Source organism: Streptomyces sp. B5E4, assembly GCF_039871555.1.
In the GTDB taxonomy this organism is placed as follows: Bacteria; Actinomycetota; Actinomycetes; order Streptomycetales; family Streptomycetaceae; genus Streptomyces.
On the sequence record NZ_JBDPMI010000058.1, the window covers coordinates 1 to 16,342 of the forward strand.

The following is a 16,342-nucleotide window of genomic DNA, read 5'->3' on the forward strand; positions in this document are numbered from 1 at the left end:
GCACCGGTAGCAGGCCGCGGACCACCGCCCACTCCGCGTCGGTCATGTCCGACGGGTAGCGTCGCACACGCCCAGCACGATCGGCCGCGTTGCCGTACACGTGCGCGAGGCAATCACACGGCCGGGCAGGCGAGCTGGACGCAGCAGGCAACGACGCGGAAGACTGCGGCACCAGGGCCTCCTGTTACTCATGGACTTCGACACCCACGAGCTACGCAGGAGGCCCTGCCTCCATGCCCGGAAACCCGGAAATCACCCACCCGAGTCGCCGCACTCGAACCCACACCCACCATGATCGATACGACAACAGCTTCTCAGGGGGTCGGGGTGACGTGGATTTTGGGGGCCTGGGTTGCGGTTGGGGGGCGGGTGCCCGACAGGGCCGCCGCCACCCCGTCCAGGCCGATCGTCGCCGCGATCAGCGGGCGCGGGTCCACCGACCCGTCCTCGTACGCGCTGATCGTCGCGGGCAGGCCCGGGGACGCGCTCAGGATGCCCACCGCCGTGGCGTCCTTGAGGGCCAGGGCGCGGGTGTCCAGCAGGCTCGGGGTGCCCGCCAGGCCGATGTAGACCACCGTGCCGCCCGGCTCCACCCACTCCACCGCCCGCGCGGGCAGCGACTCCGCGTTGGAGGCGTCGATCACCGCCTCGTACAGGGCGGAGGGCAGCGACTCCGCCGTCCAGCAGCGGTCGAAGCCCAGGGACGCCGCGAACTCCAGCGTCGCCGGGTCGCGGCCCAGCAGGTGGACCTCCGCGCCGGCCCTGCGGGCGAACATCGCGGCCAGCAGCCCGATCGTGCCGGGGCCCGTGACCAGGACCCGGTCGCCGGGCGCGAGCCGCGCCGCGCGGGCGGCGCGCAGCGCGTTGCCGCCCGGTTCGACCAGGGCGCCCAGCGCGTCGTCGACCGTGTCCGGCAGGGGGTACAACGACCACGCCGGGACCGCCAGTTGCGCGGCCAGCGCGCCCGCGCGGCCGAGGATGCCCACCTCCTGGCGGTCCTCGCACAGGTGCTGTCTGCCGTCCCGGCAGCGGCGGCAGGCGCGGCAGCCCAGCATCGTGTCGCCCGTCACCCGCCTCCCCACCCAGCCCGGGTCCACGCCCGCGCCGACCGCCGCGACCCGCCCCGACCACTCGTGCCCGGGGCGTACGGGGAACCGCGAGCGGCCGTCGCGGAGGTACTGCAACTCGCCCGAGTACAGCTCCACATCCGTCCCGCACACGCCCACCCGCGCGACGTCCACCACCGCCTCGCCCGGCCCCGCGACCGGCGGCTCGACGTCGACGACCCCCGCGTGCCCGGGGCCGTGCAGCACGAACGCCCTCACGGCAGGACCTCAGTGCGACTCACGGCTCACCTCGGAACCCGACGAGCCCACGAGGAAGTCCAGGTCCGCCCCGGTGTCCGCGCCCAGCACGTGGTCCACGTACAGCCGCTCCCACCCGCGCCGCGGCGCCGCGTAGCCCGCCACCGTCGCCGCGTTCGGCGTACGCGCCGCCAGCTCGGCGTCCGGTACGTCCAGCGTGAGGCTGCGCCCCGGCACGTCCAGGCTGATCCAGTCGCCGTTGCGCACGAGCGCCAGCGGCCCGCCCGCCGCCGCCTCCGGCGCGACGTGCAGCACCACCGTCCCGTACGCCGTGCCGCTCATCCGCCCGTCGCAGACCCGGACCATGTCGCGGACGCCCTGCTCCAGCAGCTTGCGCGGCAGCGGCATGTTCGACACCTCGGGCATGCCGGGGTAGCCGCGCGGGCCGCAGCCGCGCAGGACGAGCACCGAGTCGGCGTCGACGTCCAGGTCCGGGGCGTCGATGCGGGCGTGGAAGTCCTCGATGCTGTCGAAGACGACCGCCCGCCCGCGGTGCCGCAGCAACGCGGGCGAGGCGGCGGCGGGTTTGATGAGGGCACCGGACGGGGCGAGGTTGCCGCGGAGCACGGCGATCCCGGCGGCGGGCTGCAGCGGCGCGTCGCGGGTGCGGACGACCTCGGGGTCCCAGATGCGCGCGTCGGCGAGGTGGTCCACCAGCGGCCGTCCTGTGACGGTGAGCGCCGCCGGGTCGAGCAGGTCGCGCACCTCGTTCAGCACGGCCGCCAGACCGCCCGCGCGGTACAGGTCGTCCATCAGGAACCGCCCGGCCGGCAGCAGGTCGACCAGCAGCGGTACGTCCGCGCCGACGCGGTCGAAGTCGTCGAGCGTCAGCTCCACGCCGAGGCGGCCGGCGAGGGCGAGGAGGTGCACGACGGCGTTGGTGGAGCCGCCGGTGGCGGCGAGCGCGACGATCGCGTTGCGGAACGACGCGGCGGTGACGACCTGCGACGGGGTACGCCCCTCGCGGACCAGCTCGACCGACAGCTTCCCCGACTCGTGCGCCGCCTCCAGCAGCCGGCTGTCGGGGGCCGGCGTGCCGGCCAGGCCCGGGAGGACCATGCCCAGCGCCTCGGCGAGCACGGCCATCGTGGAAGCCGTGCCCATGGTGTTGCAGTGCCCGCGGCTGCGGATCATCGACGACTCGGAGCGGGTGAAGTCCTGCTCGGACAGCTCGCCGGCGCGCACCTCCTCGCTCAGCCGCCACACGTCCGTGCCGCAGCCCAGCGGCTTGCCGCGGAACGTGCCGGTGAGCATCGGCCCGCCGGGGACGACGAGCGCGGGCAGGTCCACCGAGGCGGCGGCCATGAGCAGCGCGGGGATGGTCTTGTCGCAGCCGCCGAGGAGCACCAGGCCGTCGACCGGGTTGGCGCGGAACATCTCCTCCGCCGCCATCGCCGCCATGTTGCGCCACAGCATCGCCGTGGGGCGCACCTGGGTCTCGCCGAGCGAGACCACCGGGAGTTCGAGCGGGACGCCGCCGGCCTCGTGCACGCCGTCGCGTACGGAGCGGGCGACCTCGGTGAGGTGGGAGTTGCAGGGGGTCAGGTCGGAGGCCGTGTTGGCGATCGCGATGTGGGGCCGGCCGGAGAACGCGTCGTGCGGCAGACCGCGGCGCATCCACGCGCGGTGTATGTACGCGTTCCGGTCCGTACCCCCGTACCACTGGGCGCTACGCAGCTCGGCAGCCATACACCGTCCTTCGTGTCGCAGGGGGGGGCGAACTCCCGCACAGTAAACGGTTGCTGCACATGCTGCCTACCCGTCGGCGGCCACCCGGCCTACTATCCCAACATGTCTTGGGAAAAAGACTCCCCGCTCGTACCGCTGCGCGCGCTGGCCAACCCGCTGCGTATCCGCATCGTCTCGCTGCTCACGGGGGCGCCGATGTCGGCGACGGAGGTGGCCGAGGAGCTGGGGATCGCACACGGCTCGGCGAGCTACCACCTGCGGCGGCTGACGGCCGCGGGCTTCCTGCGGCGGGCGGACGACGCACCCGGTGCCGCACCGGGCGGCGCGGCCCGGCGCGGACAGCCGCCCAAGCGGTACGAGTACGACCCGGACAGCGCCCGCCGCCTGGACCGTTCGGGCGACTCCGGTCTGCTGCTGGAGGCGCTCCTCAGCGATCTGCGCCGCCGCGCCGCCGCCGCGAGCAGGCGGGTCACGAGCGCCGACGCGGAGGTCTGGCTGCCGCGCGAGACCTGGGCGGAGGTCTGCGCGCTGACGGACCGTGCCGTACGCCTCGTCCACGACAAGGCAGGACCGCCGCGGGGCGGCGACGGTGTCCACGTCAGCTTCACCGCGATGCTGCTCGAACTGGACGGCGCACCCGGCGGCGAGCGCGGCTGATCTCCACCCCCGCACGCACGTTTCACATCCCCGGCCCACAGGAGTGCTCATGAACCCGTCCGCGCACGCCTCGCCCGCCGCCTCCCCCGACATCCCCGCCGCCGACCTGGCCGCGTACGCCGCACTCGTCCTCGATGTCGCCGTCCCCGTCGTCGCCGACGACCTGGTGGCCGTCAACGCCGAGATCGAGCACGCCCCGCTGGCCCGCGCGCTCGCCGAGGGCGCGTACGCGCGCGGCGCCCGCTACGTCGACATCTGGTACTTCGACCCGCACGCCAAGCGCTCCCGTGTCCGCCACGCCGACGCGGCGACGCTCGGCGACGTACCCGACTGGCTCGACGCGCGCAACCGTGAACTCGGCCGCCGCCACGGTGTGCTGATCAACATCCATCGGGCACGACGGCGGCCGGGTGGTGATCCTGCGGAACGACGAGTGGCGGCTCTGACACCGGACGGCCCGGGCGCGGCACATACGGGAGGCGCGCGGGCGGGGAGCGCCCCGTACCCGCGCGCGTGTCCGCGTCCCGGCCGTCACTCCGCCGCGAACACCCCCAGCGCGTCGTACGCGATCCACGACCCGCTCGTCTTCCGCAGCGTCAGCACGTTCTCGCCGGTCGTGAAGAGGTCCGCCGCCAGCGGCAGTTCGTACGACGACGGCTTGAGCACGCTGCCCGAACGGGCCGCGTCGCCCTCCAGCGAGCCGCGGGTCGCGCCGCCGCGGAACTCCAGCGTCCGCAGCACCCGGCCGTTGACCGCCAGTTCCGCGGTGCCCGCGGCGGTGGCGTGCGAGTCGATCAGCCACAGCGCGAAGCCGAGGTCCCGCTCCGGCGCGGCCGCCAGGTCGAAGCGGAGCGTGAAGGTGTGCTCCTTGCGCCCGGCCCAGGCGTCGGCGGGTCCCGGGTGCAGATAGCACCAGTCGCGGGCGGGGTCCGAGGTGCCGTGGCGGAAGTCGACGTCCTGCGGGAAGGCCGTCGGGTACTGCGCGCTCAGGTTCGGCGAGAGCGCGAACTCCAGCCCCCGGTGGTCGAACGCGCCGACCTGCGCCACCGCGCGGCCCGCGGCCAGCGACCGCTCGCTCGCCGCTGCCGCGGCGCGCGCGGGCCGGGTGCGGGCACCGGAGTCGACCACGGCGGCGACCGTGTAGCGGCGCGTCAGCGGCTCGGGGCCGACGCGGTGGGTGTGGTGCGGGAAGAGCGTGCGGGCCAGGAGGGTGTCGCCCGCGGCGGAGAGTTCGTACACCTCGTAGTGGTCGACGAGTTGCGCGCCGCGCGTCCTGTACGGGCGCCACGTCAGCTCGACCACGCCGAGCCCGCCTGCGGCGGTGAGCCCGGAGACGGTGCCGGGCGCGGCGTCCGGGCCGGGGCGCCCGGCGGCGGTGTGCGCGGTGGGTGCGGTCATGGTCAGCTCACCTTCTGCATGCCGGGGCGGCCGTGTGCGACCCGGAAGCGGTCGAGCGTGAACCCGGCCGCCTTGTCGTCGGCCCGTACGTAGGGCACCGCCCGGTACTCGGCGGTGACCGCGTCGGCGTCCGCGTGCCCGAGGACGTAGCCGCGGCGACCGTCGTAGAACCGCATCCAGGGGTGCTGCATCCAGTCCTTCGTGTAGGTGTCCGTGGGCGCGCCGTCGCCGTCCGAGGCGATGGACGTACCGAGGAACTCGCTGCCCACGACGCGCGATCCGGGGTCGGCGAAGTCCGCGAGGAGGTCGCCGGCGATGGAGCGGTGGCAGTCGCCGGTGAAGACGACGGACGGCGGCACGCCTGGCTCGCCGAGGACGTCGAGGAGGCGCTGTCGCGCGGCCGGGTAGCCGTCCCACTGGTCGACGCGGTTCTCCGTCACCCGGACCAGGCCGACCTGCTGGAGCAGCAGGTTCCAGCGCGCGCCGGAGGTGCGCAGCCCGTGGTAGAGCCAGCGCTCCTGCTCCCGGCCGAGCATGGTGCGCCCGGGTGCGTGCTGCTCGGCGGCGTCGGCCGGCTTGGGGTCGCGGTACTGGCGGGCGTCGAGGACGTGCAGGGTGGCCGGGCCGTAGCGCAGCCGGCGGTGCAGCCGGGCGTCGGGGCCGTGGGCGAGGGCGAGCGCGGGCAGCGGGCAGTTCTCGTAGTACGCGCGGTACGCCACCGCCCGGCGGAGCAGGAAGTCCTCCTCGCTCAGGCCGTAGTACGACTTCTCGTCGGAGTAGTCGTTCTGCACCTCGTGGTCGTCCGGGGTGAGGATCCACGGCGCCGCGGCGTGCACGGCCTGGAGATCGGGGTCCGACTTGAACAGGGCGTAGCGCAGCCGGTAGTCGGCGAGGGTGCTGGTCTCGATCCCGTGGCGGGCGCCGGGCAGCGGGGCGCTGCGCCACATGTTGGCGGCCGTGATCCCGTACTCGTAGATGTAGTCGCCGAGGAAGAACACCACGTCCGGGTCCTGGGCGGCCAGGTCGCGGTAGGCGGAGAAGTAGCCGTGGTACCACGCCTGGCAGGAGGCGGTGGCGAAGGTGAACGAGCCGCCCGCGGAGCGGGCGTCGGGCGCGGTGCGGAACCGGCCCACGGGGCTGGTGTGGCCCTGCGTACGGAAGCGGTAGAAGTACTGCCGCCCCGGGCGCAGCCCGCGGACCTGCGGGTGGACGGAGTGCCCCAGCTCCGGCAGCGCGACCGCGGAGCCGGCGCGGACCACCCGGCGGAACCGCTCGTCCTCCGCGACCTGCCAGCCCACGTCGTAGCCGGCGCGGGGCATGCCGCCGTGGCCGTCGTCGGCGAGCGGGTCCGGCGCCAGCCGGGTCCACAGCACGGCGCCGTCGGCGGCCGGTTCGCCGCTGGCGACGCCCAGCCGGTACGGGTCCGCGCCCAGCCGCGGCGCGCCGCCCGCGGCCTCGGCCCGCCCGGCGAGCCCGGCCCCGGCCAGCAGCGCGCCGACGCCGACGCCCGCGGCCTGCAGGAACGACCGCCGGCGCGGGGAATGGGGTGGTGAAGTCACCTGAGCCTCCCGGGCGTTGTGAAGATCCGGAAGGATGTTCGCCGCGCGGGGTGGCCGGGGCGCGACGTGCAGGTGAAGGGCCGCGGGACGGCAGAGAGACGATCAACAAGGCGGCGCGGGCCCGCCCGTGGGCGTACGGGCGCCCGGGCGGTGGCCGAGGGCCGTCAGATGTACTGCGCGACCCGCCGCTCGGCGGCGTCCAGATACTCGCTCAGCGCCTCGCGGGAGCGGTGGAGCGTGGTGAGGTGCGCGTCGAGCCCGTCCAGCCGGTCGCGGAACTTGTCGATCAGCTCGGGGCAGGGCTCGAAGTCGGGGCCCGTGCCGGTGGCGCAGGGCAGGAGCCAGGCGATGTCCGGGGTCGACAGGCCGGCGTCGAGCAGGCGCCGGATCTGGGTGACGGTGAGCACGGCGTCGTCCGTGTACTCGCGGTAGCCGTTGCCCGAGCGCGCGGGTTTCAGCAGGCCCTGGGCCTCGTAGTAGCGCAACTGATGTGCGTTGACGCCGGTGCGCCGGCTCAGCTCGCCGATCCGCATGCGCGCCCCTCCTCGACTTCGGGCTTGACCTTCATACCGGTGTGAACGTTGACCATTCTCCCATGACGACCGACATGCACGCCGAAAACGCCCCCGCCCCCGTCCCCGTCGCCGTACTCGGCCTCGGGCTGATGGGCCACGCCCTCGCCGCCGCCCTGCTGCGCGCCGGGCACCCCACCACCGTCTGGAACCGCACCGCCGCCAAGGCCGACGACCTCGTCGCCGCGGGCGCCGTACGCGCCGGCACTCCCGCCGCGGCCGTCGCCGCCGCCCCGCTCGTGATCGCCTGCGTCACCGACTACGACGCGCTGCACACCTTCCTCGACCCCGTCGAGGACGCCGCCCTCCGCGGCCGGACCCTGGTCAACCTCACCACCGGCACCTCCGCGCAGGCCCGCGAGACCGCGGCGTGGGCCGCCGGCCGCGGCCTGACGTACCTCGACGGCGCCATCATGGCCACCCCGCCGGCCATCGGCACCGCGGACGCGACCATCGTCGTCAGCGGCCCGCGGGCGGACTTCGACCGGCACGCGCCGGTGCTGCACGCGCTGGCCGGCGACACCCCGTACCTCGGCGCGGACCACGGGCTCACGGCGCTGTACGAGATGGCGGTGGTGGGCCTGATGTGGAGCATCCTCAACGGCTGGTTGCAGGGCGCCGCCCTGCTCGGCACGGCGGGGGTGTCGGCGGCGGAGTACACCGCCGTCGCGGCGAAGGGCGTCCCGACCGTCACCGGCTGGCTTCCCGGCTACGCGAAGCAGATCGACAGCGGCACCTTCCCGGCTGACGACGCCACGCTCGACGTTCACCGGGCCGCGATGGCACACCTCGTTCAGGAGAGCGAATCCCTCGGCGTGAACGCGGAGTTCCCGGCGCTGATCAAGTCCCTCGCCGACCGCGCCGCGGCAGCCGGCCACGGCGGCGAGGGATATCCGGTGATGATCGAGGAGTTCCGCCGCCCGGCGGCACGGCCCGCGTGACACCGCCGCCGGAATACCACCGACAGACCAGGACTTGGCAACGGACATGACCACGACCTCGTACGACCCCCGCGCGCTGCTGGCGGAGAGCCGGCTCGGCGTGCTGGCCACGATCAAGAAGGACGGCCGCCCGCAGCTCTCGCCCGTCATGCCCTTCTACGACCCGGACAGCGGCGTGCTGTACGTCTCGATGACCGAGGGCCGCGCGAAGACCGCGAACCTGCGCCGCGACGCCCGCGCCGCGCTGGAGGTCACCGCCCGCGACGGCCGCTCCTGGGCCACCGCAGAGGGCACCGCGGCCCTCGTCGGGCCCGGCACCGACCCGCACGGGCCGGAGGTCGAGGCGCTGGTGGACTACTACCGCGCGGCCGCGGGGGAGCACCCCGACTGGGACGAGTACCGCGCGGTGATGGTCTCCGACCGCCGGGTGCTCATGACCATGACCGTGGAGCACGTCTACGGCGAACGGCTCGGCTGACTGTGAGGATGCACAGTGCAGCCTGATGGTGCTGGGCTGTGGGCTGGTGACTGCGGGTGTGACCCTTCGGCTGACTGGCTTCGTGCCTTTCGCGGGACTTGTCCGCTCGTGGTTGCCGGCCCCGGCCCGGTCGGAGCAACTGGCCTGATCAGGAGCTTGACCGACCGGTGTTCGCGCACCGGTCGTGTCTCATCACAGTCCTGCCGGATCTCCGTCCCGGACCGGAACCACATCCGCTCCCAGGCGAGGAGAGAACGCATGACCAGTGTGACCGGTCTACGCGGTGTGGTCGATGTCGTCATCGGCGTCGACACCCACGTGAACACCCACGCCGCTGCCGCCGGCGACGCGCTGCTGTCGTCGGCCGCCACCCGCGCGCTCATCGCCCGCTTCCTGGCCGCCCCCGAGCCGGGCACCGCCCGGGCCGTACCGGAGGATCTGGCGGTGCTCACGGCCCGGGAGCGCGAGGTGACGGCGCTGGTCGCAGGGGAGGTCCAACGCCGAGATCGCCGCGGAGCTGGTCGTCAGCCCGCTGACCGTACGCACCCACGTGCAGCGCGCGAAGACGAAGCTGGCCGCCCGCGACCGCGCCCGACTCGTCGTCCTCGCCTACCGGTCGGGCCTGGTACGCGCCCCGGAGTGAACGCCGGGGCACACCGGACCCGGGAACGGCGAAAGCGGTCCGGGGAGGATCTCCCCGGACCGCTTCGGCATGTCGGACACTGTGCGGATGTCCGAGCAGGCCAGGAGATCGCGATGCGGCGATCTCACGCACCACCGCCCGGGCGCGGCCGCCAGTCGAGCGCGGGCGCATGGTTCAGGATCTCGTTCTCCAAGTGCTGCAGCGCGGGCCGGGGATCGATCCCCAGCTCCTCCGCCAGCCTGCGCTGGTTGGTGCGCAGCACGGCGAGGGCGTCGGCCTGCCGGCCGGCCCGGTAGAGCGCCAGGCTCAGCAGCTCACAGCCATACTCACGCAGCGGGTGCGCCTGCGTGAACGCCTCCAGTTCGGCCACGGCCATCTCGTGGGCGCCCACCGCCAGCAGCGCGGCGCACCGCCCCTCGATGACCGACAGCCGCAGTTCCTCCAGCCGGGCGACCTCGGGCCGTACGTAGGTGGTGTCGGCCACCTCCGCGTAGGCCTGACCCCGCCACAGCAGGAGACCGGCTTCTAATTCACGCAGTGCCTCCTGCGGCTTGCCGCGGTCGAGGGCCTCCCAGCCCGCGCCGGCGCGCTCGCTGAACCGGTGCACGTCGACCTCGACGACGTGGTTGTCCAGCAGGTAGCCGCGACCGTAGGTGCGGAGCACGGTCGCGGGGGTGCGCGGGGCGCGGTTGGGCTCCAGGACGCGGCGCAGGTTGGCCACGTACGCCTGCAGTGACGTGATCGCCGAGGGAGGCGGATTGCCGGTCCACAGCTCCTCGACGATGACGTCGACCGCCACCGGCTGGCCGACCTTGCTGACCAGCAGGGCGAGCAGGGCGCGTTGCTTCGGGGCGCCCAGGTCCAGCAGCCGGCCGTCGACGACGGCCTCGATGGGGCCGAGTGCCCGGAACTCCGCCATGGGCCGCGACGGATCAGGGGTCATGGCCGGCTGCGCGGTGCTCCAACGGATCGGGCGTGACGGGGTCGGGGGCGCGGACGGCGGCGCCTCCGGCAGGGTCGGCCCGCTGGGCGTTCCGACGACAAGGGGTGACGGAGTGGATTCGAGTTCGAGATCGAGTTCCTTGGCGAAATACACCTTCAATATCTCGTTGGCGCGGCGAAGTTCCTGAACTTCACGCTCCAGCTCCGCGATGCGCCGCGCATCTCCGGTGCCCGTTCCCATGCGCTGCCCGCCCTCCGAATGGGACTGGCAGCTTCCACCCGATCCAGCGCCGATAACCATCGTGTCGACGTTGGTTCTGTCGTTCGTCATCTCTGAACTCCCAACATCTCACCGCCTTTTCCGGGGCGCCTGACCAGGGCCGGGTGTCGGCCTGGCCGGCTGCCGGCCGTACAGCCAAGCAGGATCCGGTCACCGTACGTTCCGTGCGGTGTACGCGAGTGGTGCTGCGTGGCGCTCTGCAGAGCGCTCCCGCACCGCGGCATGACAGCGGACCGCCCGTGGGGCGGCGCGGGGGGTGTGCGCTGCCGGGTCACGAGACGGTCCGCAGAGACGACGTGCGCCGCGTCAGGGAGCGTAGGCGCCGAAAGGATTTGCTGCCGAAAAGCAGCAATCACCACGGGGGTTTCGCGAATTTCGACTTTTGCCGGATGCGGCGACCAGGAGTTCTCGAACTGGCCGCGTGGCCAGTGGCCGGGTTCCGGACCTACGTCGATCATTAGCATTTCTGCTGCCCCCGTGTTTGTTGTCCAGTCCCCCGAGACTGGCCGGGGGTCAGCGTAGCCGTGAACGCTAATCCAGTCAAGACCCGGCAATGCTGACTTCGGTTTTACGCGGCCGATACACAACGCAAAGGATCTACGGCAGCCGGACACCGAGAGCAACGATCGATGTGGGGGCTTCGACGCTTTTCTCCCCGGCTATTCGATCTCAACATCGCAATGGGGGGTTGTCAACACGGTTCCTGCGGTGCCGACGCCCTCCTCGGCCCCTACCTGGATGTTCCCGCACGTCGAAGGTCTGATCGATTACCGCGCCCGGAGTGAAGGGACAAGGTCCTGCCATCCCCCGAGGCATGACAGGAAGTTGCTAGTCGGGCCCTTGCCGGGACGTTTTTGCAAGATCGACCAGGTGTCCTTCCCGGCCCCTGCGCGGAGGACGGATGCCCAGGTGGGCGCGGTTGCGGAAGCCGGGACAGGTGCGGAATTACCAGCTCCGTTTTCGGCCTGTCCGCCCCGCGGCCGCAGACCTTGTGTCAACACCGCCGGGCCCCTCCCGGCGAGTAGCAGAGCGTAACGGCCGATCTTGGTGTACGGGCCGTGCCCGAGCCGCCCGAGAGGCAGAGCCGGCGGGTGGCAAGCCGGGCAAAGTCGGCAATGAAATTTCATTCTGGTCCACGGCGAACCAACGGATACCGCTCCCAGGCCGGTCACCGGCCCCCCCGGATGCGGACCCTCACCTTTCCCGTACCAGGTTCAGACGATTATCGCGGCGAAATAATCCGGCGTTCGCCGAGGCGTTACCGAGCGCGCGGTGCGGACCCCGGTGCGCGACGCGTCGCCGGACGTTCTCCTGCGGTTTTCCGATTTCTCGGCGCGGTGAATTAAATCTTCCGTGCCGGCCCGGCGGAGCGGCCGCTCCTTTGCAATGAGAGCGAAAGCGGAATCGGTCCCGAGGGTGCCGGCGGCCGCGGCTCGGGGGGTGCCGCGGGCGCGGGCCGGGCCGTGCCCGGCGGGCCGCCGGTGCCGGTGCCGGTGCGGTGCGTGGGGGAGGGGCCGCGCGTCAGGGACGCACCCGGGGGCCGTACCACGAGGGCCCGCGCCGCCGAGCGGGGTGGGATATGGAGCGAGTTGTCCATCTTTTCCCTTCTCGGCCGGGGGGCAGCAGCGATCCTCAATCACTTGACAGGTGGCGTCCTCGAAATGTGACCGACGATCAAGAACTTGTCTCCCGGGGCTGGTCGGCGGGTGTGTCCCCGCCCCTGCCGCCAAGCCGGCGCCAACCCGCTCGATAGTGCCAGCCAAATCTCCGGACCGATGCTGAGTCCACGCAGCATCGGTAGAGAGACGTCGGCATGACGGTGTCGAGGAGGCTCATCCGGAAGCTTTGCTTCCAGATCGTGGGGATGACGACAGCGCTCGGTCTCGGTTGCCGCTTCCTGCGGTTCGGCGGCGGGCGGGCGGGACTGCCCGGGATCCCCCGATGTCCTGCCTGAGCCGTCACCTCATGGAAGGCCGAGCATGGAAGCCATCGAAGTTCCGGTTCTGATCGTGGGCGGCGGCGGTTGCGGCCTGTCCGCCTCCGTCTTCTTGTCCGATCACGGTGTGGAGCACCTGCTGGTCGAGCGGCACACGGACACGTCGAGGCTGCCGCGCGCCCACTACCTCAACCAGCGCACCATGGACATCTTCCGGCAGCACGGGCTCGTGGACGGCGTCCACGAACTGTCGGCGCCGCCCGAGATGTTCGGCAGGGTGCGCTGGCAGACCTCCCTCACCGGGGACGGCGCGCTGGACGGGCGGGTCATCCATGAGATGGACGCCTTCGGCGGCGGCGCGCTGACCGAGGTGTACGCGAAACACGGCCCGGTCCTGCCGGCCAAGCTCCCGCAGCTGCGGCTGGAGCCCCTGCTGCGCCGCCGGGCCGAGGAGGACAACCCCGGCCGGGTGCTGTTCGGCCACGAGATGACCGGCTTCTCCGACAAGGGCGACCGCGTCGTCGCCGAGATCCGCGACATCGCCACCGGCGAGACCGCGACCGTCACCGCGCAGTACGTCATCGCCGCCGACGGCGGCCGCAGCATCGGCGCCGAACTGGGCGTGCAGATGCAGGGCGTGCCGAGCATGCTCAACGTCACCACCGCGTACCTCACCGCCGACCTCTCCCCGTGGTGGCACGACGGCACGATCATCACCTGGTTCGTCAACCCCTACCGCCCCGACCTCTCCAGCACGCTGATGGAGATGGGTCCCACCTGGGGGAAGAACTGTGAGGAGTGGGCGCTGCACTTCAACCCCGGCGACGCCGAACGCTCCGACCCCGAGGCGATGATCGCCCGGATCCGCGAGGTCCTCGGCGTACCCGACCTGGAGCTGACCCTGCACAGGATCAGCCAGTGGACGGTCGAAGGCGTGCTCGCCGACCGCTACCGCCAGGGCCGCGTGCTCATCGTCGGCGATGCCGCGCACCGCCAGCCGCCCACCACCGGCCTCGGCCTCAACGGCGGGGTCCAGGACGTGCACAACCTGGCGTGGAAGCTGGCCGCCGTGGTCTCCGGCCGCGCCGACGACGGCCTCCTCGACTCCTACGAGGCCGAGCGCCGCCCCGTCGGCAAGCGGAATGTCGACTGGGGCCTGTCGACATGGTTCAACCACAAGGTGGTGACGGAGGCCGCCGTCGGCCTCGGCGCCCACATCCCGGTCGAGAGGCGCCCGGCGGTGTTCTCCGCCTACTTCGACGCCTCCCCGGTCGGCACGGCCGTGCGGGCCCGGGCGGCGGAGATCCTGCACACCCATCGCTCCGAGTGCCAGGCCCACGACCTGGAGGTGGGCTTCGCGTACGAGGACGGCGCCCTCGTCCCCGACGGCACCGAGCCCCCGGCCCGCGCCCCCCTGGGCAACACCTACTACCCCACCACCCGGCCCGGGCACATGCTCCCGCACGCCTGGATCGAGCGGGCCGGCGAGCGCGTCTCCACGCATGACCTGGTCGGCCGCGCCGGCGGCTTCGTGCTCATCGCCGGCCCCGAGGGCAAGGCGTGGTGCGACGCCGCCGCCGAGGCCGCCGAGAAGTTCTCGGTCCCCCTCACGTCGGTCCGCATCGGTGACGGCGCCGAATACACCCCTGCCGACAGCCGGTGGGCGGCCGTCCGCGAGATCACCGACGAGGGCGCCGTCCTGGTACGCCCCGACCACCACGTGGCCTGGCGGAGCAAGACCGCGGGAGACGACCCGGCGGCCGTGCTCGGCGACGTGTTCGCGCGCGTGCTCGCCCGCGGCTAGGCGAGCGCATACCGCGGTACGCAACGGCGACATCGACGCAACGCGCACGAAAACAGCAGGTCAGGAAGGCGGCGGCCCCGGGACACGATGCCCCTCCGGGCGCCGTCGCCCCCGCGCAGTCCGTAGAAGTGCCCGGCTCGGCCCCCGGTCACATTCCCCTCGCCGCCCCTGTCATGAGGGTTGAGGACGTACGTCCGTAAACACGCGAGAAGGAGATGAACGTGGTAACACAGAGCGCAGACTCTGCTGCCGGGTCCGGCCCGGGAGCGGCCGGAGCGACGGAGGCCGACCCCAAGCGGTGGCTCATCCTCTTCGTCATCTGCGTCGCGCAGCTCATGATAGTGCTCGACGCGACCATCATGAACCTCGCGTTGCCGTCGGCGCAGGAGGACCTGGAGTTCTCGCTCGCCAACCGGCAGTGGATCGTGACCGGCTACGCGCTGGCGTTCGGCAGCCTTCTGCTCTTCTGCGGCCGGCTGGTCTTCATCATCGGACTCAAGCGGGCCTTCCTCATCGGCCTCGTCGGCTTCGCCGTCGCCTCCGCCATCGGCGGCGCCGCGACCAACTTCGAGATGCTGGTCGCCGCCCGAGTCGGCCAGGGCACGTTCGCCGCGCTGCTCGGACCCGCCGCGCTGACGCTGCTCAGCACGACCTTCACCGATCCCAAGGAGAAGGGCAAGGCGTTCGGCGCCTTCGGCGCGGTGGCCGCCAGCGGCGCGGGCCTGGGTCTGATCATCGGCGGCGCACTCACCTCCGGCCTCTCCTGGCGCTGGTGCATGTACGTGAACCTGCTGTTCGCCGCCGTCGCGCTCGTCGGCGCCGGGCTGCCCCTGGGCCGCAAGGCCGGGGCGAACGGCCCGCGCGTCAAACTCGACATCCCGGGCGTCTTCCTGGTGTCGGGCGCGATGTTCTGCGTCGTCTACGGCTTCTCCAACGCCGCGAACGAGGACTGGAGCACGCCCCAGACCTGGGGCTTCCTCGTCGCCGGCGGCGTACTGTTGTTCGCCTTCGCCGGCTGGCAGGCGCGCGCGGACAGCCCGTTGCTGCCGCCGCGCGTCGTCCTCGACCGCAACCGCGCCGGGGCGTATCTGACGATGCTGTTCGTCGGCGCCGGCACCTTCGGCCTGTTCCTCTTCCTCATCTACTACATGCAGACCACGCTGGACTACTCGGCGATCACCTCGGGCGTCGCCATGCTGCCGATGGTCGTGGTCACCGCCGTGGCGGTGAACATCGGCAACATCAAGGTCATGCCGAAGTACGGTCCCAAGCCGCTGGTCATCGCGGGCATGACGCTCAACGCCCTCGGCACCGCCTGGCTGACCACGGTGGAAGTCGACTCCAGCTATGCCTCGACGCTGCTGGGCCCGACCATGATCCTCGGGTTCGGCATGGGCCTCATCTTCGCCTCGGCGCTGCAGACCGGCACCACGGGCGTACAGCCGCAGGACGCGGGCATCGCCTCGTCGAGCATCCAGGTCGGCCAGCAGCTCGGCGGCTCCATCGGCACCGCACTGCTCAACACCATCGCGGCGAGCGCCATCACCGACTACGTGAAGGAGCACGCCCAGGGGCAGCCGACCGAGGAAGTGCTGCAACTGGCCGCGGTCGACAGCTACGTCACGGTGTTCTGGTGGTGCACCGGGCTGTTCGCGCTGTGCGCCGTCCTCTGCGGCCTGCTGATCCGCTCCGGCCCGTTGCCCGCCCCGGCGTGGGGTGCGAAGCCGGCGGACAAGACGGAGAAGGCCCACTCCTGACGCCGGCTTCGGCTGCCCGACGTTCGCCGGGCCGGCCGGCAGGCCCTCCACCTGCCGGCCGAACGCTGGTCCCGGCCGCATACCGGACGCCAAGTGGGCGCCAAGTCGTTGGTGTGTGGTGGCCAAGCGGGGTGCCGGATGCTGGGTGCGCGTGAGTTCGGGACGGCATGTTTGCCGGTCCGTTTTCGGGAACGGCGCTGGTATGGGTGGAGGGCCTTGTGAGCCGGAGTCCGATGCACAAGCGTGGTTTGTATATAGGGGTGCTGGCGCAGCGGGCCGCGGTGAAGCATGGTTCGGTGTTGCTGACTTTGGATCATGATTT

The 16,342-nt window shown here is 72.3% G+C and carries 11 protein-coding genes and 2 pseudogenes; 7 read left to right on the forward strand and 6 right to left on the reverse strand.

The genetic code is table 11. From position 1 onward, the window contains the following. Positions 1-314: 314 nt before the first annotated feature. Entirely contained in the window at positions 315-1,325 is a 1,011-nt protein-coding gene (locus tag ABGA99_RS36090) for an alcohol dehydrogenase catalytic domain-containing protein (RefSeq protein ID WP_347580358.1), read from the reverse strand. 9 nt (positions 1,326-1,334) lie between these two features. Continuing rightward, positions 1,335-3,053, reverse strand: coding sequence for an IlvD/Edd family dehydratase (locus tag ABGA99_RS36095; protein ID WP_347580359.1), 1,719 nt, complete (start codon positions 3,051-3,053; stop codon positions 1,335-1,337). A gap of 102 nt (positions 3,054-3,155) precedes the next feature. Here ABGA99_RS36095 and ABGA99_RS36100 point away from each other — a divergent pair, with 102 nt between their 5' ends. Together ABGA99_RS36100 and ABGA99_RS36105 are read left to right on the forward strand one after the other, a co-directional pair. Then, positions 3,156-3,710 carry a winged helix-turn-helix domain-containing protein gene (locus ABGA99_RS36100; protein ID WP_347580360.1) on the forward strand — a complete coding sequence of 185 codons (555 nt, stop codon included), beginning with the start codon at positions 3,156-3,158 and terminating at the stop codon, positions 3,708-3,710. Between the two features lie 49 nt (positions 3,711-3,759). Beyond that, positions 3,760-4,047: pseudogene (locus tag ABGA99_RS36105) on the forward strand (aminopeptidase); the annotation flags it as partial. A 194-nt stretch (positions 4,048-4,241) separates the two neighbouring features. On the opposite strand, the gene ABGA99_RS36110 reads toward ABGA99_RS36105, so the two are convergent. The 3 genes from ABGA99_RS36110 to ABGA99_RS36120 all read right to left on the reverse strand — a co-directional run bounded on the left by ABGA99_RS36110 (position 4,242) and on the right by ABGA99_RS36120 (position 7,200). Continuing rightward, a complete protein-coding gene (locus ABGA99_RS36110) occupies positions 4,242-5,108 on the reverse strand; it encodes a polysaccharide lyase family protein (protein WP_347580361.1) in 867 nt (288 codons plus the stop codon). Between the two features lie 2 nt (positions 5,109-5,110). Continuing rightward, positions 5,111-6,667 (reverse strand): alkaline phosphatase D family protein, encoded by a 1,557-nt coding sequence (locus tag ABGA99_RS36115; RefSeq protein ID WP_347584263.1) that lies wholly within the window; start codon positions 6,665-6,667, stop codon positions 5,111-5,113. Positions 6,668-6,831: 164 nt separating this feature from the next. Then, the gene (locus tag ABGA99_RS36120) at positions 6,832-7,200 is read right to left on the reverse strand and encodes a MerR family transcriptional regulator (RefSeq protein ID WP_347580363.1); all 369 of its coding nucleotides are present in this window, start codon (positions 7,198-7,200) and stop codon (positions 6,832-6,834) included. A 62-nt stretch (positions 7,201-7,262) separates the two neighbouring features. On the opposite strand from ABGA99_RS36120, the gene ABGA99_RS36125 reads away from it, so the two are divergent. The 3 genes and pseudogenes from ABGA99_RS36125 to ABGA99_RS36135 all read left to right on the forward strand — a co-directional run. Further along, positions 7,263-8,180, forward strand: a complete 918-nt coding sequence (locus tag ABGA99_RS36125) for an NAD(P)-binding domain-containing protein (protein ID WP_347584264.1) — start codon at positions 7,263-7,265, stop codon at positions 8,178-8,180. Between the two features lie 46 nt (positions 8,181-8,226). After that, positions 8,227-8,658 (forward strand): PPOX class F420-dependent oxidoreductase, encoded by a 432-nt coding sequence (locus ABGA99_RS36130; protein WP_347584265.1) that lies wholly within the window; start codon positions 8,227-8,229, stop codon positions 8,656-8,658. 336 nt (positions 8,659-8,994) lie between these two features. Beyond that, positions 8,995-9,301, forward strand: a pseudogene (locus ABGA99_RS36135) (LuxR C-terminal-related transcriptional regulator); the annotation flags it as partial. A 124-nt stretch (positions 9,302-9,425) separates the two neighbouring features. Here the strand turns inward: ABGA99_RS36135 and ABGA99_RS36140 are convergent. Then, on the reverse strand, positions 9,426-10,484 hold the full coding sequence (locus tag ABGA99_RS36140; RefSeq protein WP_347584266.1) for an AfsR/SARP family transcriptional regulator: 1,059 nt from the start codon (positions 10,482-10,484) through the stop codon (positions 9,426-9,428). Between the two features lie 2,018 nt (positions 10,485-12,502). On the opposite strand from ABGA99_RS36140, the gene ABGA99_RS36145 reads away from it, so the two are divergent. Together ABGA99_RS36145 and ABGA99_RS36150 are read left to right on the forward strand one after the other, a co-directional pair. After that, positions 12,503-14,263, forward strand: a complete 1,761-nt coding sequence (locus ABGA99_RS36145; RefSeq protein WP_347584267.1) for an FAD-dependent monooxygenase — start codon at positions 12,503-12,505, stop codon at positions 14,261-14,263. 215 nt (positions 14,264-14,478) lie between these two features. After that, complete coding sequence (locus ABGA99_RS36150) at positions 14,479-16,020, forward strand: MFS transporter (RefSeq protein WP_347580368.1); 1,542 nt, start codon at positions 14,479-14,481, stop codon at positions 16,018-16,020. The last annotated feature ends 322 nt before the right edge of the window (positions 16,021-16,342 follow it).